Here is a 16567-nt window from a genome sequence, read left to right as displayed (position 1 = left end):
TAATTTATGACAGATCCACAACATCACCAATTTTATGGTGTATCTGATAAACTATGCCATCCATTTCGCTAACGCATATCCTGAGTAATGCAAAAATTTCTTCTTTCTCTTTTTCGTTTTTGGCTGCATCGGCCAGGTTGATAAGCCCCAGCATGTTGGCTACCGGCCGCCTTATCTCGTGCGAACTCATCCAGGCTACTTCCTTTAAAAACTCATTCTGCCGTTGTATTTCCTGTTCCTTTTCTTTTCTCAGGGTGATGTTTTGGTAAACCGCTATGTATCCCAAATAGATGCCGTGATCATCAAACATGGGCGTTAACTCTATCGAAACCCATAAAGGGATCTTAAATTTGGTATAGATCACGAGGTCGACAGAGAAAGCTTCGCGCATTTTTTGCTTGGCATACATGTTGCTTATCTCGCCTTCATCCATACCGGGCTCCCTTAAAAGCTCAAATGGCTCGCGCCCGCCCATCTCAACCAGGTTAAAGCCGGCAATATCTTCAAATGCTTTATTGATCCATTGAACTCTATTTTCAGCATCGGTTACAATAATCATATTGTTAACCCTGGTAATAATATCGGCCAGGCGCTTATTTTCCTGGGTCGATCGTTTAAGATCATCAATATCCTTAACTACTCCTATTAACCTTACTGGCTCTTTATGGTCATTATAAATAAAATACCCCTGATCCATAATGTATTTATAGTGGCCGTTACCACAATTTACCCGGTATTCGCATTCCCAGTTTGTTTTGCCTTCGCTACTTATTTTCTGCTGGCTTTTTTTAACCTCGGCAACATCATCCGGGTGAATTAGTCCGCGCCACCATTCCAGGTCATATTCTATCTGGTTATAAGGAACCTCGATAAGTTGGGTTAAGCTGGTGTTATACACAATGTGGTCACTTATGATATTAAGATCATATATCACATCCTTAGTGGCCTGTGCAACCAATTCATACCTTTCTATGGCGTCTTTAAGCTTGGTATCCTTTAATCTATCCTCCGTTATATCTGAAAAATAAACCGCCACCCCGTCATCCTCTGTTGGGTAGGCCGCCAAACGTATCCATTTGTTCAATATAACCGAATATTCTTCCTGCTTTACAACAACCCGTTCCTCCAGTGCTTTCTTGTAATACGGGTATAAGCGATTCTTTTCTTTCGGAAACAGCGTAAAAATACTTTCACCAACTATGGTTACAATTTCTTCATCAATCAAATCTCTGAAAACCTGGTTGATGCGGGTAATATTCATGTTATGGTCCAGAGCAAAAAAAGCATCGCTGATGCTATTCAAAGTATTTTCAAGACTGTACTGGTATTTATTTCTTTCTATTTCTAATTGTTTCAGTTCGGTAATATCCTGCATGGAGCCTACCACTTTTAAAACACCAGAATCCTCATCATCCAAAAAAGCCAACTGCCTTATATAACGGGTTTCGCCGTTTACGGCCAGGATGCGGTGCGTAATATCCATAGCCTTTCCCTTGCCAATAAGTTCATCAAGCGCCTGAATCATCATTTGGCGGTCTTCTGGAAAAATATGTTCCAGGTAAATATCAAACGCATCACGCGGGTCATCCTTGCTAATGCCCGTAAGCGTGAACAACTCATCAGACCATATCAATTTTTTAGTTTCAGGAAAAAGCATCCATCCGCCCACTTTCGAGATCAATTGCGTTTCCCTTAATTTTCTTTTCTCGTTCTTCAGGTCCCGGTTTATTTTTTCAAGTGTTTGTTCAAATAATATCCGCTCGGTCATGTCTTTAATCATAACCATTACGTTTGGCCGGTTATTAAAGATGATCTTTTGCGATGTTATATTTACATAAATAAGGGAGCCATCTTTTTTGATATGGCGCCAGGTACCATTTAAATTTAAATCATCAGACAATTGCTTTACCAACTCTGTTACGCTATCGGTATCTTCCGGTGGCCTGATATCCAGAATACTTTTTGTTAAAAACTCATTTCTATTGTAGCCATAAGTTTTTATAGCCGCATCATTAACCGAAATTATTTTTAATTCTTCATCATAGATCCACATCGGTACCGGATTGGCTTCATACATATTGCGGTACTGGTTTTCGTTTTGCTTTAATTTTAAATCATCTTTCCTGATGAGGTAGTATAAAAACCATCCATTAGCTATTACAAAAAAATACCCTTTGGCACTGCTGATCAATAAAAATTGGTCCTGGGTAAATTGATGGGCGAAAAAAAAGAGCAGGCGGTCGCTAAAAGTGATCCAGAGAATGCTGATAATAATATAAATAATGGCTATCCGGAAGGGACCGTTTTGCATAGCTTGGCTTTAATTGACAATTAAATTAAACGGATTAAAATACTATTAGTTACATCAAAATGCTTTTTAAGCTATTATTAACTACAGCACCTTAAATATAACTTCCATCCTGTGTAACTATTAGTTTACTGCCATGCCTATAAATTCGGCAATTTCTGCTTCAGTGGATTTTTGTTTGTCTTTGGCGTACCACAAATGCAAATCGGTTGAATAAATAGCAATGGTAGCCGGGTCGGCCCTTAGTTTGAGTACCAATTGCTGTGCAACAGCCGGGCGCGGTCCCCAGGCGCCGGTTAAATTAAAATCTTCATTAAATTGTATCACTTTTGGAATTGATCGTGTTCCGTTAGTAAGCCAGGCATCCATTAATTCGGTGTTTTGATCCCGATAAACTAACCTCATTTCAATTTTTCCTTCACTTAAATTAACCATGGCATTCAAAACCGGGAGTATTTGAGCTGCATCCCCACACCAATGCTCTGTTAAAATTAACCAATAAATTTTGTGGCTCAGGTTTTTAATCTGATCGGCTAAATGGGTTGATACCGCGTAAGTTTTTTCAACCCGGTACATTCTTCGCTGATTGAGGGTGATGTAATCTTTTATCTGGATATCTTCATTTGAAGCATGGTCATCCGCCATTTGCTTTTTGTATTGATCATATCCTATTCCCTGCTGCCAATAAGCTTTATAATCCAACTTTTCCATTCCTTATTTTTTATTTATCGACTTCCATATTTATAAAGATAAGAATCCCTAAAACGGATAAGCAACACTATCAGCTATATATGTTCTTTTTGAAATTATTGAGAGCGTATAATGCTGGCTTCAGCATTATCGCAACCATTTTTTATACTAAAAAACCTGCCACAACCCGATTGCTTAAATTATGTTAAATTCTTTAAAGTTTACAATAATGGAATTACCGTAACGTATTTATAATACATCAGAATTACCATATACATCTAACAATGGATTACAAAATAAAATTGGCAGACGGATCTGCACACATCATCAGCATTACAAGTGCATACTTTAAAACATGGCATGTATGGAATATAAAATTTAAAGACGGCAGGGCAGCAATGCTTTTTAAGTTAGGAAATGAATGGATGCAGCGAAATGAAGATTTCCTGGACGAACATATTTTAACGGCTATAGGCAACACCATTGATAAAATCATTTGTAGACGGAAGACACTGTCTTTTTAGTGCAAAGTGTTGAGCTTAATCACTGGCTGTGTTTTAGCCAGTGATTGATATTTTTATTAGCCTTTAAAGCAAGCGCCTGTTTTTCCTAAGGCTTTTGCCTGTTATCTATAAAAGTAACCAGCTCAATAACCTTGCTCTTAGGCTTAATCAATATTTTTTTGAAAAGTCTCTCCGGCTTTATCAGACCAGATGATTATCATTTAAAATCGAATCTCTTTTTAGCATCTTCATGGCTGAAAGATTGCCCCTTGTCTAATTGCGTTAATCCCTCTTTAACATCAGCTTGCTGATGTTTGCTTAAATTATCAAACCAATCCAATTCCCTGTTGCTGATCAAAGATTTAATATCTTTAATTAAACCTATATCATCGGAGTTAATAATTTGCTGTAATACATTTAGTTTTTCTGCCTGTATGTTCATATACCCCAATTTAGTAATTATTTCCAAAACAATCATATAACTGACAACGGAAGGCATAGCGTCGAAAAAAGAAAAAACAGAAATTTCTTTTCACCCCTTCCAATAATTCCCGCTCAAAATAATCATGTTGAGCATTTTTATGCTGTTGTCGTAATAATCGTAGTCTTTTATTTTAAAATGCACCAGGTAATCCCAGGTGTGGTTGAGCCATTGCTGGTTTTTGGCTTCGGCTGTGGCAGCTACAGCAAATGGTGCAATAAAACTGAGTGCTTCAAAGTAGCGGGCAGGCAGATCATTTCCCGCCAATGTGTATCCGGCAGAAATATTATCGGGATTGTCCTTGGTGGTCAACCGTACCCAATGATTAATTTTAGTACTTATGGCTTTGGCACGCGCGTCGCCATATAATAAATAGTCGGCAGTTATGCGCCATGGAACCCGGCAGGCATTGTAATTATAATAGCCATCGTATTTCGTTTCCAGGTACATGGCTTTGGCCGGGTGCGGATGATGGTTCACCTGCTGGATAAAATCGGGCAGCAAACCCGCATCCGGGCTGTATTGTTGTTGCATCAAGGCAAATAAACGATAGGTGTTGTTGGTTACTTTATCCCAACGGCTATCTCCCGTAGCGGCTTTAAAGGCTTTAAAATGCGAGGGCATAAAATCCGACGGACGGGTATCAAAATAATCCTTACTATCTGCTTCAACCTCGTTACTGAGGAGTACCGTAAAAGTTTGCTGATTAATTTCGTAGCGCATGATATCGCCTATCAATACCCTGGCTTCTTTCAAATAGTTAATAGTGCCCTTGCTGCCCCATTGTTTATCTGCCAGTAATAAGGAATACGCGATATCTATATCACCATCTGCCGCCGAAGAATGATCAAGGTTATTGCCTTTGGCATTTTGCGCCCAACTCATAAGATACTGCCCCCTTTTTGCCGGGTGCGCGCGGTAATAGCGAAACAATGCATCATAAACCGCTTTGGCAGATGGATCGGCACCGGCCATGAGTGGCACGATGATCATGCCATACCCTTGCCCCTCTGATACGCATTGCTTGTTGCCCGGCCTTTCAAACCAAATATAACTTTGATTTTTGCCAGCCACCGTTTTCACATAACGCCTTTTCCATTCCCGGTAAAAGGCGCGCACACTGTTATCCAGGTTTTCGCGATTTACATGGTTTGGGATAATGCTGCCCGCTGTATAAATGGTATGCTGCGGAAAAGGTTTCAACGCAGGTTGTGCATATAAGCCTGAGCTAACCAGCAGTGCAATGCACCATATAAACCTTTTTTTTGGCATAGCGTGTTTTATGGTTAAGAAAACAGTCCGTGGGTTATCTCCTCAATTTCGGCATCGGCATAAAAATAAATAGTACAGCCCTGTGAACCCTCAGTTATAGTCAAAATATCGCCCCGTTTAATATTATTCTCGTTAATGAATGTTGCCAGGCGGGTATGCGTAACAAATGTATCTGATTTTAAAATGATCATATTAGTATATTTTTATAAATACAAGGTAGTTTTTTTACCTCAGCAAGCGGTTAAAGCCTGGTGCCTATAAAAGCGATTAGCACAGTTAAAAATTGCTCAAAAATATTTTCATATTATTTAGCAACAAGCCTTAAACAATATTTAACATATTGATAAACAATATATAAACAATTCCTCATTGGCACCTTCAAATGGGGATTCGGGGCGGCATCCGCAATATAAACACACTACATGCTTTCATTTTTTAATTATCGGCTTATTCCAGGTCTGTACTTTTAAGCACATAAGTTATTTGATTCAAATTTCCTTCTAATTAAAACATAAAACATAAAAAGTCGTTTTAGTTAAAATATTAATTCAAATTCTATTTTTTTAAGTGTAACTTTGCCGAATTGTATTCAAACATGTTAATTTGCATAATAGCAAACGAGTCAAAATATTTTAGCTTAATAGCAATTACTGATATAATTTATAATAACTTCATAGCCGAATGATAAAAAAGATACTTGTAATAGAAGATGATGAAGATATTTTAGACTCAATTGATACCTTATTGAGCTTAAACAATTTTGAGGTAAAAGGAATAACCCAAACAGATGATATTATTGCAGTGGTAAAAGCCAATAATCCCGACCTGGTACTAACCGATTATATTTTACCGGGCATGAACGGCGGCAAAATTTGCCAGGTTATTAAAAACGATAAAGAGCTAGCCCACATCCCGGTTATTTTGATGACAGCCTACCATAAACAAGCTATTGCAATAGGTAATTTTGGCCATGATGCCTATTTACCAAAACCATTTGAAAATCAGCATCTTGTTAATATCATTAATAAATTGCTTAACTAAATGTAATTCAGTTATTAAAGTTTCCACGCTAAAAATTCAAATAGATTTAACTTAAATTGAATACTTAATCATAAGTAATTACAAATTAAATATTTTAATTTTATATTCTTTATTAAGCGAGTAAATTCCCTATAAAGCTAAATCTTCTATTAAAATGAAATTATCGCTTAATCGCAATCTGCAAATCGGATATGGCTTTTCTCTTGTTGTAATCATCATCATTTCCATTGCATCGTATTTAAGTATCCGATTTTTGTTAAACAGCGCCGCCCTGGTTGATCATAGTAACCTGGTGATTCAAAAACTCGAAAACACCGCGTCTATCATGAAAGATGCTGAAACCGGGCAGCGCGGTTACCTGCTTACCAAACGCGAAGAATTTTTAGAGCCCTATAACGGCGCCTATACAAAAGCGCTCAACCAGATACAACAAGTACAGCAGTTAACCGTAGATAATCCTGAGCAGCAGCGGAATATAGCAGAGGTTAAAAGGTTTTTAAAAACCAGGTTAAGTATTTTACAGCAAATACTGGACAAATACAAAAGCGACCAAAAGGTAAACATTGATGACCTTGCCAGGGGAAAACTTGCTATGGATGCCCTACGTCAACAGATTAACATAGCCGAGACCGACGAAACTAAATTACTAAATGCCCGCGTAGGCACTTATAAAACCTACACCACTTATGTACCTGTTATTATTGTTATTGCAGCTTTGCTCGGCTTAATTTTTACCATTGTATCATACATAAGTGTTACAAACATTATTGCCGGGCGCACAAAAATGCAAAACGATCTTAAAAACAAAGAGCATGAAACAGCGGAGCTAAATGAAGAACTTGCCGCTGCAAATGAAGAGATGACGGCCATTAACGAAGAACTGCTGGCCAGTAATGAAGAGCTTTCTGTATCGCAATATAATCTTCACGGGCTTAATAACGATCTGGAAGAAAGGGTTGCTGCCCGCACCGAAGCGCTCTCGTTAAGCGAAACCCGGTTCCGGAAAATAATGCAAACCATCCCCCAGATAGCCTGGACAAATACTGCCTCGGGCGAGGTTGACTTTTATAACCAGCAATGGTTTGATTATACCGGCTTAACCTTTGATGAAACCAAAGATTGGGGTTGGCGCGAGGTGATCCACCCGGACGATATCATGCACAACCTGCAACGTTTCCGGGCTATTATTGACAGTAAGGAATCCGGCGAGTTCGAGATTCGCGAAAAACGTTTTGATGGCGAATACCGCTGGCACCTGGTACGAATGGCTCCCTTAAAAAATCACAACGGCGAGGTGCAGCTGTGGGTAGGTACGGCTACCGATATCCAGGAAATTAAACAGCTGCAGCAGCAAAAAGATGATTTTATAAACATTGCAAGTCATGAACTCAAAACGCCTTTAACCAGCCTTAAATCATCTGTGCAGCTTATCCATACGATGAAAGACAGGCTCTCGCCCGAAAAAATGGACGATCTGGTAATCCGGGCCAACAAAGGGGTAAACAAAGTTGCCTATTTAATTGAAGACCTGCTGTACATTGGTAAACTAAACCAGGGCCAGCTTGATTTAAATAAAACGTCAATAACGCTATCACGTATCATTAATGACAGCAGCAATCACATCAAAATATCCGGAATCTACAAAGTGATCACTACTGGCGATATGGCGCTACAGGTATTTGCAGATGGGGAGCGCATTGAACAGGTTGTAGTGAATTTTGTTAATAACGCTATAAAGTACGCCCCATTATCCAAAGAAATCTATATCGACATAACGAAGGATGACACGATGGCGAAAGTATCCGTAACAGATAAAGGCCCCGGTATTTCTCACGAAAAGCTCCCCTTCCTGTTCGATCGTTATTTTAGGGTACAAAGCAGTGGCAGCCAATACTCCGGCCTGGGCATAGGCCTTTACATCAGCGCCGAGATCATCAAAAAACACAACGGTGAAATTGGAGCCGACAGTAAACCGGGCGAAGGGAGTACATTTTGGTTCACATTGCCGCTACAGGCTAAATAAAGCAATAAACTACCCTTAAAACGCTACAGGCGCAGGTTGGTTGGATTTTATACTGATGTTTGTTTGATTAACCGAAGGGAAAAGGGCAATAAGCACAATTGCAGCCAAAATGAGCCAGCTGATAAATTGGTAATAATCTACCGCAAAACGTAGCTGAGCCTGTACACCTACACTTTTATTTAATAGTCCGTTTGCTATTTTCACGACCTGATCGGGGGCAGTACCACCGCCTATGAGTACCTGCTTATATTGGGTAAGGCGCTGCACCGCAACCGGATTTAGCGAGCTTAATTGTTCCTGGAAGCGATTGTAATGATCACGTTGCCCGTAAAGCTGAAAAAAGTTGATCATCCCGATGCTGGTACAAAAGCCAAAGAAGCGCACAAAAATACCAAAGGCAGATCCTGTAGTGCCAAAACCGGGCGCACATGATGAAACAACAAACAAAATTATGGGTACCATTAACATACCTGCGCCGAGCCCTTGTAGTATTAATGGAATAATAAGATCTGAACTATCGGCCTGCGTGCTAAAAATAAAACACATGCGCACATGAAATATCAGCAGGATTACAAAACCATAAATAAAGATAAGCCTTGTAGGTTTTTTTAACAGCACCAACCGCGATGATATAATCACACTTAATATGATACCGGCAATATTATAAAGCAGCAAATAACCGATGTGGATAGGATCGAGCCCCAAAACTGTACCTAAATAGGATGTGGTAATACCAAAAGATCCCCTTATAATATAAAACACAAAAAGCAGCAGGGCGCCTAATAAAAATTTGGGTTGCCTGAATGCACCAAGATGCAAATAAGGATTTTTTAAGCTCAGTTGCCGGATAACAAAAATACCTGCAAGTAATACAATAGCTATAATGCTGGCCAATATCCTCCGGTCGTCAAGCCACTCGTATTGCTGGCCGTATACCAAAATATAACCAATAAGACAAAGGGCTGCCGAATAAGTAACAAAGCTTGGCCAATCCAGCCGGTACAATGGTACTTTGCGGTTAAACCGTACGTTGTTCATGATTAAAAACATGAGTACAGCTCCTGGTATGTAGGAGTATACCGCGCATTTATATATTACATTATAGTTAAAGGTATCAATAATAGCGGCCGTAAGTAAGGTTGTTAAAGGCACAACAGCCAACAGTATGCAGTAAACTATAGAGTAAGCAATCTCTTTTGACCGCTCATTGTGCAACCTGCTAAACATGAGGGTAAGGGTGATACTTATAGTACCACAGGTTAACATCCCCTGGATATACCTCAATACTAAAAGCACAAAAAAGTATCGCGTAACATAACACAGGTAACAAGTGATGATATGCATCACTACCCCTATAAGCAGGTACTCTTTACTGGCAATGTTTTTAAAAAAACGCCCTTCCAACACAATAAAGCTGGCCATTGCCGCATATAAAATAATGAGGGAGTATTGCACATCATTTGGAGAGATGCCATAAAAACCCGCCGCAGCATTAACATTGCTTACAGATAACGCAAATAAAACCACACCTGGCAACACCACAATAAGCAATGTAAAACGGATAAGCCACTCTGGTGCCCAGTGTTTAAAAACGGGGATAGCCTTATTCATGACCCAAAGCGTTTTTTGAAACCGAAACACTGGCGTTCATGCCTGCGCTTAGCAAGCCCACTACTGCACCGTTATCAGTAATTTTTATTTTAACAGGTATCCGTTGCGCAATTTTCACAAAATTACCTGTTGAATTATCCGGCGGGAGCAATGAAAACCTGGAACCCGTGGCAGGCGAAAAGGAAATAACACTGCCTGTAATTTTAGTATTAGGATAAGCATCTGCTGTGATCTGCACAGTTTTTCCGGTTTGAAGATACTTTAACTGGGTTTCTTTAAAATTGGCAATTACCCATTTACCGGTTTCCTTATCAACTATAAATGCCAGTGTTTGCCCAACCTGTATCTGCTGACCGGCCTGTATTGTTCTGCGGCCCATTTTGCCATTATATGGAGCGGTGATCACTGTATAGGATACATCGAGCTGATTACGCTGCAGCATAAGCTCCCGCCGTTTTATTTCTGAAATTACAGGATTGATCTGCGCCCTGCTGTCATTCACCTTTGAAAGCGAAGCCTGGTAATTACTCAATGCCGCCTGGTAATCAGACTGTGCTACATCAAGCCCACTTTTAACGTTTTCCAGCTGCTGCTTAGTAGCCGATTCCGCATCGAATAGCTTTTTATACCGGTCATATTCCTGCTGCTGCCTTACCAGTTTTGCTTTGACGGCATCTATCTGGGCATTATTAACCTGGGCAATTTTAGCAGCGGTTTGTACATTGCTCTCCAACACCGCCACCTGCGAGCGTGCATTTTGCAAGCCGGCTTCGCCTTCTTCTTTTTGCAAGGCATACTCCCGGTTATCAATAATAAGCAGGGTGTCGCCTTTTTTCACGTCCTGATTTTCATCATACCTAATCTCTTTAATATAACCGCTTACCCTCGAAGTAATGGGGTTAATATATTCTTCAACCTGGGCATCATCGGTTTCTTCATAGTTATATAAATTGTATAGTGTAACTATGCCCCAGCCGCATAAGGCCAGCGCTATGATCCCGGCTATCCACGCCGTTATTTTCGTTATTAATTTATCGGTAGTTGTGTATGTATGTTGCTTGCTCATTTTATTAAAGATTGCCGGTAACGTTTTGTAATTGATAGTACTGTAATTGTGCCGCTATCTGCGCCGCGGCCAGGTCAAAGCGGGTTTGTAATAACTGGGTATCCGCATCAAGCAGATCGGTTATTAAGGATGTTTGGTTAAAGTAGGTATTGCTAACTATCCTGCGGTTTTCCGTTGCCTGTTTAATATTGGTTTTGCTAACTTCTACCCTGTTAAGCGCTTCATTGAAACGCAAATACGCCTCATTAACCTGCTGCCTTACATTATCCTGCGTTTGCGCATGTTCAACTTCCTGGCTTTCATACTCCAGCCGGGCTACTTTTGCCTTATGGTAATTATGATAAAATGATGAAACAGAAAAAGATGCCTTTATGCCTGCCAGCCCAATACCATATATGTATGGCGAATAAGGGTATAAAAAAATCTGCGGATAGCTGTATTTGTACTGGGCAAAAAAACCAATCCGTGGCAAAACATTTGCCTTTACATTTTTGACCTGTAGTTTCCTCAGTTCGGTTTCCTGTTCAGATATTTTAACCTGATAAGCATTGCTGCCGGCATCTGTAAGATAAGCCTGGTTAGTTTTCAGCGTAAGGGAGTCGAGCACATTACTGGTTGTGGGGGCTATGCGCTCATCATCGGGCAAGCCAATCAGTATGTTTAATTTTTGATTGGCAATTGCCAGGTCGTTATTCAATTGCACCAGCGATAGCTTTTGCCTTGATAGTTTCAATTCGGCCCTTAAAACATCGCTTTTTAAAACAACGCCATTTGCTTTTAACGACTGTATTTGTCTTAATTGTTTTTCCTGCGCTTCAATATCTTTCAGCAAAAGATCTCTGAAAATGATGCTGCGTTGCATATCCAGATAATAGGCAGCGGCCCTGAGTTTTACTTCGGACAGGGTCAATTTTTTTTGCTCGGCGGCAATTTTGTTTTCGCTTTTGCGGGCTTCAATTTCAATATTGAGTTTGTTGCCATTGTAAATATTCAGATAAGCATCAGCGCCTACGGTATAAGTGCTATGCAATACCTCAAACTGGGTAGGCGATTTAAAAATCCCGTTTTCATAAACCGGCATATTGCTTATCCTGGCGTATTCGCCTTCAATGTTGATATCCGGCAGTCTTTCAGCTTTGGCATTTTTAATTTGTTCAACGCTGCTTTCCAGGTGAAGCTGCTTCATTTGTACCGCCTTATTATAGCTTGCCGCGCGTTCCCAAACCTGGTTTAAGGTTAGTGGTATACTGAGTAATGAATCTGTTTTAACCGCCCTTGCTGACGCGCGCTGGAGTGGGAAATAAACCACAGATAACAGTAAAATATTTTTAAAATACGATTTCATAAAATTTGATAATACAAAATTGAGCCTTTTACACCTAAGTAATTTTATGTACTTTGCCAAACTTTTACTCATTTCAGCCAAAGCAAACGTGATTGATACTGAAGCATTTTTAACCGCCATTGATCGCATCCCAGCATCGGTATATGTAATGCACGAAAAAAATGAGTTCAGATTACCGCAGCACGCGCATAAAAAAGGGCAGCTGATTTATATTGAGGGAGGAGTGGCTTATATTCACCTGGTTGATAAAACGCTTATTATACCGGCGCGGCATTATGTTTGGATACCCAAGGAGGTTAAGCACTTTATAGAGATGCATAAATCGGTAGCCATCATATCATTATACTTTTATGCCGATGACGATGATGACCATCCATTTTTTAATAAGGGGGGTATCTATCCCATCAATGCGCTTTTAATGCAAATGCTCTCCTACTCGGTACGGTGGGAAGGCGATGTGGTACCGGGCGATAAAGCTTTCCCTTTTTTGGCGGGTATCAAAAACATCCTGCCGGAGATTAGCAGGAAAGCTTTACCAATTGCACTGCCAACAACAGAAAACGAAAGGATGCAGCCGGTGTTGAAATATATTAATAACCACCTGTTTGAATCACTTAGCCTGGTAACACTAAGCCACGAAACCGGTTTTAGCGAACGTACCTTAACACGCCTGTTCCAGGCTACCATGAATATCTCGTTTCTGCAATATTTTAAATTGCTTCGTATGGTAAAGGCCATTGAAATGATGCTGCAAACAGATAGATCAATCAGCGAAATTGCCTACACATTAGGCTACAACAATGTATCGGCTTTTAGCAACATATTTTATCAGTTAACCAAAACCAGGCCATCTGAATTTGCCAAACAGTTGTTATTATAATTACTGCGCGTTTTTTAATATCAGCACCGGTTTATAGTTATTCCGGGCAAGGCCTTTGGTTATATTGCGATGTGTTAAATTGTACAAAAAGCTATGCTTGCCGGGCAGCGCGATGATTAATTGCAAATCGTTTTTATAACAGAAATGATTAACACTTTTCAATACATCCTTCTCTACAGAATAATAAAACTTGTATTGGTAATTTTGCAGGTGCGTACTTATTTGCTCCACTACCTTGCACGTAACATCATCTTTAAATAATACCTGCGGTGTAGCATCAACATTTAACAACAATAGTTTGGGGTGAGGCCAGTTGTGGATATGATTCAGGTGTTGAATTAAATTTAAAGAAGCAAAATTGCCAAGATCAAACGGCACCAAAGCCTTCTGCACCTCCTGGTACCGACTAAGTGCAGGAATAATAAGCACCGGGACTGTGCTTACCTTTGCAATTTTAATTAAATGATTACTGATATAACTCTCCTCAGTTGCCCCGGCGTGATCGCTTCCGATTAATAATAAATCCGGTTTTTCCTGCTTAATCAGCTCCCTAAGCGAAGGCAGTAAGGGCATTTTGCTTAAAATAAAACTAACCCTCACCGCAGGGTCTAATTTTTTTAATACCGACGCCTTTAAGTTTTCAAATTGGGTTGATAGCTGCCCGTTTAAAGCCTGCGCTTTATCTACAGCAAATTGTATAAAATCTGCCGTAGGCAATAGTTGCTCAAACTCAGTAATGTATACATTAACAACAAGTATGATTTGTTTTATCGGGTTGTTTTTACTTAGCGCAACCGCGTAAGCTATGGCGTTATTTGATGATCTGGTAAAATCAATCGGAATTAAAATTTTTTCCATTACAGGTTCATTTATTGTGCAGCGTTTTTCTAAACCAAACCGTTTACAAATTTTAATCCTGTTCCCTGGTACTGGATCTCTTATGTAAACAACTGGCAACTATTTATATTGATACACAAAATTGAGCCTTTTTAAAATTGCCCTGTTTATAAACAAGGCCAATTACTTACTCATTCCCGCCACGCAAAAAAGCGCCCTTACTGTTAATAGTAAGGATGCTTTTTTTGTTCGAAGGCTTCATTTACCCTTTGATATAGAAAACACCTGTAACACCGCCAGTATTACATGCTAATGCAGCGTAGCCTTCTACTTCAGGGCCTCGTAAATCTCTGCTGCCAGCAAGCCGCTACCGCCGCCGTAGTGCTGCACAATCTTGATTTTTGGATTGCGATTACGAAAATAAGCACACAGTTGATCTTCGGATGCAGGTTCAATACCGCCGCCAAGCAGCACCACTGCAAATGCCTGTTGGTCAAAAGCAAGGATAGCTTCTTCATCGGTTTGGCAGCCGGTAGCATTCCAATCAGGGTTATTATTTACCAGGCGTACCACCGTTGCCAATATCTCAGGATGGCGGCCTACTACTAATATTTGTGTTGATTCCATTTCTTATTTTTATAATCGCTGCTAATCGTTAAATCCCAGACTTACGAAGTTTAACTCGATAATATTGTTTTTGGCCTCGTTGAGGGCTTCGCCGTTTAAAAACTTCTTAAGTCTTTCGCCGTGTGTCATTTGCCTTTCAGAGTGGCGGGTTTGTTAAAACCCTTTTTGTCATCCTGAACGATAGTGAAGGATCTATTATTCACCATGCTTCTTCGTCCTGTATAGTCTGTGAATAGATCCTTCGTTCCTCAGGATGACAAACTTTTTAAAACACCATTTCATTCTGCCAAAACCCTCATTTTCCACCTCCAATCAATTCATCATCTGCATATCTACACATCTATTATATGCTCATCGGTACGTCCATCAATAAAAATTCAGCGTCGGCGGTTGCAGTAATGGTAAATTTATCGGTATCCCAAATGCCCAGGGCATCGCGATTATTTAATTGCTGTCCGTTAATTTCTATTTGTCCGCTTAGTACAAACGCGTAAACGCCGTTGCCTGCTTTGTGGATGGTGTATTCGGTACTTACTCCCTTATCAAACTTACCCAGGTTAAACCATGCATCCTGGTGGATCCATACTCCGGCATCATTGGCATTGGGCGATAATACCTGTTGTAGTTTATTCTCACGATCGGCAAGATTAAGGGTAATCTGGTCATATCTTGGCTCCACGTTGCGTTTGTTAGGATACAGCCATATCTGCAAAAACTTTACACGTTTGTCCTTATCCTGGTTGTATTCGCTGTGGTAAATGCCTGTGCCAGCACTCATAGCCTGTATATCGCCATTTTTAATAACGGCTGTGTTGTTCATGCTGTCTTTATGCTCCAGATCACCTTCAAGGGGAATACTGATGATCTCCATATTATCGTGCGGGTGTTTGCCAAAGCCCATGCCGGCATCCACGGTATCATCATTTAAAACGCGCAGTGCGCCAAAGCTCATCCGGTCGGGATTGTAATAACTACCAAAACTAAATGAATGATAACTATTTAACCAGCCGTGGTTTGCGTGACCGCGGGTATCTCCTTTATGCAATATTGTTTGTGCCATGATGTATTTCCTTTTTTGTTGCTATAAAGGTACGGCGGTATTTGCAGGGCAAAGTTGATGTAGGTCAAGTTTTTAGGTGAATGGTTAATTAGTGATAAGTGAGTAGTTGCACAGCGGTTAAGTTTACCCGGACACTTCACTCACAGAGGGAGCTTGGATGATGGTAATTTATGCCTGCTGCAAACTACTAACTGCTCACTGCAAACTATTTCCTGCTTCTCATTCTGCTAAAAAATTCAGGGGTTACGCCAATATATGATGCTATCTGCTTTTGGGGTAATGTATAAATGAGTGTTGGGTAGCGTTTACAAAAGTTGTTATAGCGATCTTCGGCGGTAAGGCTGAGGCCATCTATAAGGCGCTGCTGACTGGCCACAAGCGAGTTCTCCACCAAAACCCTAAAAAAATGCTCAAACTTGGGTATCTGCTGGTATAGTTTTTCCTGGTTGGTTTTGCTCAGCAACAGCACTTGCGTGTCTTCCAGTGCTTCTACATTAAGTATGCCTGGCTTTTGGCTAATCAGGCTATACATATCTGCCATCCACCAATCGGGCGGGGCAAAGCTCAATACGTGTTCAATACCGTTTTTATCAACAGTAAATCCGCGCAGGCAGCCCGTGGTTACAAATGCCGAGTGCTTGCAAATATCGCCATCTGAAAGCCAGAATTGCTTCCGCTTAATAGCCTGGGGCTTAAGCAGATCTGTAAAAACAACCTGCTCCTCTTTGCTGAGGTGAATGTGTTTGGCAATATTGTTAAGGATGAGCGTAAACGGCATATACAAAAATGTAGTTTTTTTTGTATATGCGATATGTAACATCAA

Annotated in this window: 16 protein-coding genes; 4 read left to right on the top strand and 12 right to left on the bottom strand. The window is 40.2% G+C overall.

From position 1 onward, the window contains the following. Positions 1–4 precede the first annotated feature (4 nt). Both Q0R88_RS01050 and Q0R88_RS01045 read right to left on the bottom strand, forming a co-directional pair. Complete coding sequence (locus tag Q0R88_RS01050; RefSeq protein WP_295711335.1) at positions 5–2311, bottom strand: PAS domain S-box protein; 2307 nt, start codon at positions 2309–2311, stop codon at positions 5–7. Between the two features lie 120 nt (positions 2312–2431). After that, positions 2432–3019 (bottom strand): thioredoxin family protein, encoded by a 588-nt coding sequence (locus tag Q0R88_RS01045; protein WP_295711333.1) that lies wholly within the window; start codon positions 3017–3019, stop codon positions 2432–2434. 263 nt (positions 3020–3282) lie between these two features. Between Q0R88_RS01045 and Q0R88_RS01040 the strand changes: the two genes are divergently transcribed. Next, positions 3283–3522: a hypothetical protein gene (locus tag Q0R88_RS01040; RefSeq protein ID WP_295711331.1), complete on the top strand. Its 240-nt coding sequence runs from the start codon at positions 3283–3285 to the stop codon at positions 3520–3522. 196 nt (positions 3523–3718) lie between these two features. Here Q0R88_RS01040 and Q0R88_RS01035 read toward each other — a convergent pair whose 3' ends face one another. The 3 genes from Q0R88_RS01035 to Q0R88_RS01025 form a co-directional block, all read right to left on the bottom strand. Further along, positions 3719–3943: a hypothetical protein gene (locus tag Q0R88_RS01035; RefSeq protein ID WP_295711329.1), complete on the bottom strand. Its 225-nt coding sequence runs from the start codon at positions 3941–3943 to the stop codon at positions 3719–3721. 90 nt (positions 3944–4033) lie between these two features. Beyond that, positions 4034–5254: a glycosyl hydrolase family 8 gene (locus Q0R88_RS01030; RefSeq protein ID WP_295711327.1), complete on the bottom strand. Its 1221-nt coding sequence runs from the start codon at positions 5252–5254 to the stop codon at positions 4034–4036. Between the two features lie 14 nt (positions 5255–5268). Then, positions 5269–5445 (bottom strand): hypothetical protein, encoded by a 177-nt coding sequence (locus Q0R88_RS01025; protein WP_295711325.1) that lies wholly within the window; start codon positions 5443–5445, stop codon positions 5269–5271. Positions 5446–5935: 490 nt separating this feature from the next. Here Q0R88_RS01025 and Q0R88_RS01020 point away from each other — a divergent pair, with 490 nt between their 5' ends. Both Q0R88_RS01020 and Q0R88_RS01015 read left to right on the top strand, forming a co-directional pair. After that, positions 5936–6295 (top strand): response regulator, encoded by a 360-nt coding sequence (locus tag Q0R88_RS01020; RefSeq protein WP_295711323.1) that lies wholly within the window; start codon positions 5936–5938, stop codon positions 6293–6295. A gap of 154 nt (positions 6296–6449) precedes the next feature. After that, complete coding sequence (locus Q0R88_RS01015) at positions 6450–8318, top strand: CHASE3 domain-containing protein (RefSeq protein ID WP_295711321.1); 1869 nt, start codon at positions 6450–6452, stop codon at positions 8316–8318. Positions 8319–8333: 15 nt separating this feature from the next. On the opposite strand, the gene Q0R88_RS01010 is transcribed toward Q0R88_RS01015, so the two are convergent. Genes Q0R88_RS01010 through Q0R88_RS01000 form a run of 3 tightly spaced genes read right to left on the bottom strand, consistent with a single transcriptional unit; the run spans position 8334 to position 12340 of the window. After that, positions 8334–9929 carry an MFS transporter gene (locus Q0R88_RS01010; RefSeq protein ID WP_295711319.1) on the bottom strand — a complete coding sequence of 532 codons (1596 nt, stop codon included), beginning with the start codon at positions 9927–9929 and terminating at the stop codon, positions 8334–8336. Continuing rightward, on the bottom strand, positions 9922–10995 hold the full coding sequence (locus Q0R88_RS01005; protein WP_295711317.1) for an HlyD family secretion protein: 1074 nt from the start codon (positions 10993–10995) through the stop codon (positions 9922–9924). The genes Q0R88_RS01010 and Q0R88_RS01005 overlap by 8 nt, the downstream gene beginning before the upstream one ends. 4 nt (positions 10996–10999) lie before the next feature. After that, positions 11000–12340 carry a TolC family protein gene (locus tag Q0R88_RS01000; RefSeq protein ID WP_295711316.1) on the bottom strand — a complete coding sequence of 447 codons (1341 nt, stop codon included), beginning with the start codon at positions 12338–12340 and terminating at the stop codon, positions 11000–11002. 46 nt (positions 12341–12386) lie between these two features. Here Q0R88_RS01000 and Q0R88_RS00995 point away from each other — a divergent pair, with 46 nt between their 5' ends. Then, positions 12387–13220 (top strand): AraC family transcriptional regulator, encoded by an 834-nt coding sequence (locus Q0R88_RS00995; protein WP_295711314.1) that lies wholly within the window; start codon positions 12387–12389, stop codon positions 13218–13220. On the opposite strand, the gene Q0R88_RS00990 is transcribed toward Q0R88_RS00995, so the two are convergent. The 4 genes from Q0R88_RS00990 to Q0R88_RS00975 form a co-directional block, all read right to left on the bottom strand. Further along, positions 13221–14078: a universal stress protein gene (locus Q0R88_RS00990; protein ID WP_295711312.1), complete on the bottom strand. Its 858-nt coding sequence runs from the start codon at positions 14076–14078 to the stop codon at positions 13221–13223. It lies immediately after the preceding gene. 306 nt (positions 14079–14384) lie between these two features. Next, positions 14385–14684 carry a hypothetical protein gene (locus Q0R88_RS00985; RefSeq protein ID WP_295711310.1) on the bottom strand — a complete coding sequence of 100 codons (300 nt, stop codon included), beginning with the start codon at positions 14682–14684 and terminating at the stop codon, positions 14385–14387. Positions 14685–15027: 343 nt separating this feature from the next. After that, entirely contained in the window at positions 15028–15744 is a 717-nt protein-coding gene (locus tag Q0R88_RS00980) for a pirin family protein (protein ID WP_295711308.1), read from the bottom strand. A gap of 205 nt (positions 15745–15949) precedes the next feature. Then, a complete protein-coding gene (locus Q0R88_RS00975) occupies positions 15950–16522 on the bottom strand; it encodes a Crp/Fnr family transcriptional regulator (protein WP_295711306.1) in 573 nt (190 codons plus the stop codon). Positions 16523–16567 lie beyond the last annotated feature (45 nt).

The organism is Mucilaginibacter sp. (assembly GCF_025362475.1).
GTDB lineage: Bacteria > Bacteroidota > Bacteroidia > Sphingobacteriales > Sphingobacteriaceae > Mucilaginibacter.
Note: the sequence above shows the minus strand (reverse complement) of the source record. Positions and strands in the feature narration are given on the sequence as shown.

What these genes read in the sequence shown, in the direction of transcription:
- Q0R88_RS01000 (WP_295711316.1), bottom strand. Translation starts at nt 12,340, where the DNA reads ATGAAATCGTATTTTAAAAATATTTTACTGTTATCTGTGGTTTATTTC.
- Q0R88_RS00990 (WP_295711312.1), bottom strand. Translation starts at nt 14,078, where the DNA reads ATGGAAAAAATTTTAATTCCGATTGATTTTACCAGATCATCAAATAAC.
- Q0R88_RS00995 (WP_295711314.1), top strand. Translation starts at nt 12,387, where the DNA reads ATGTACTTTGCCAAACTTTTACTCATTTCAGCCAAAGCAAACGTGATT.
- Q0R88_RS01030 (WP_295711327.1), bottom strand. Translation starts at nt 5,254, where the DNA reads ATGCCAAAAAAAAGGTTTATATGGTGCATTGCACTGCTGGTTAGCTCA.
- Q0R88_RS00980 (WP_295711308.1), bottom strand. Translation starts at nt 15,744, where the DNA reads ATGGCACAAACAATATTGCATAAAGGAGATACCCGCGGTCACGCAAAC.
- Q0R88_RS01020 (WP_295711323.1), top strand. Translation starts at nt 5,936, where the DNA reads ATGATAAAAAAGATACTTGTAATAGAAGATGATGAAGATATTTTAGAC.
- Q0R88_RS01010 (WP_295711319.1), bottom strand. Translation starts at nt 9,929, where the DNA reads ATGAATAAGGCTATCCCCGTTTTTAAACACTGGGCACCAGAGTGGCTT.
- Q0R88_RS01050 (WP_295711335.1), bottom strand. Translation starts at nt 2,311, where the DNA reads ATGCAAAACGGTCCCTTCCGGATAGCCATTATTTATATTATTATCAGC.
- Q0R88_RS01040 (WP_295711331.1), top strand. Translation starts at nt 3,283, where the DNA reads ATGGATTACAAAATAAAATTGGCAGACGGATCTGCACACATCATCAGC.
- Q0R88_RS00985 (WP_295711310.1), bottom strand. Translation starts at nt 14,684, where the DNA reads ATGGAATCAACACAAATATTAGTAGTAGGCCGCCATCCTGAGATATTG.
- Q0R88_RS01015 (WP_295711321.1), top strand. Translation starts at nt 6,450, where the DNA reads ATGAAATTATCGCTTAATCGCAATCTGCAAATCGGATATGGCTTTTCT.
- Q0R88_RS01035 (WP_295711329.1), bottom strand. Translation starts at nt 3,943, where the DNA reads ATGAACATACAGGCAGAAAAACTAAATGTATTACAGCAAATTATTAAC.
- Q0R88_RS01005 (WP_295711317.1), bottom strand. Translation starts at nt 10,995, where the DNA reads ATGAGCAAGCAACATACATACACAACTACCGATAAATTAATAACGAAA.
- Q0R88_RS00975 (WP_295711306.1), bottom strand. Translation starts at nt 16,522, where the DNA reads ATGCCGTTTACGCTCATCCTTAACAATATTGCCAAACACATTCACCTC.
- Q0R88_RS01025 (WP_295711325.1), bottom strand. Translation starts at nt 5,445, where the DNA reads ATGATCATTTTAAAATCAGATACATTTGTTACGCATACCCGCCTGGCA.
- Q0R88_RS01045 (WP_295711333.1), bottom strand. Translation starts at nt 3,019, where the DNA reads ATGGAAAAGTTGGATTATAAAGCTTATTGGCAGCAGGGAATAGGATAT.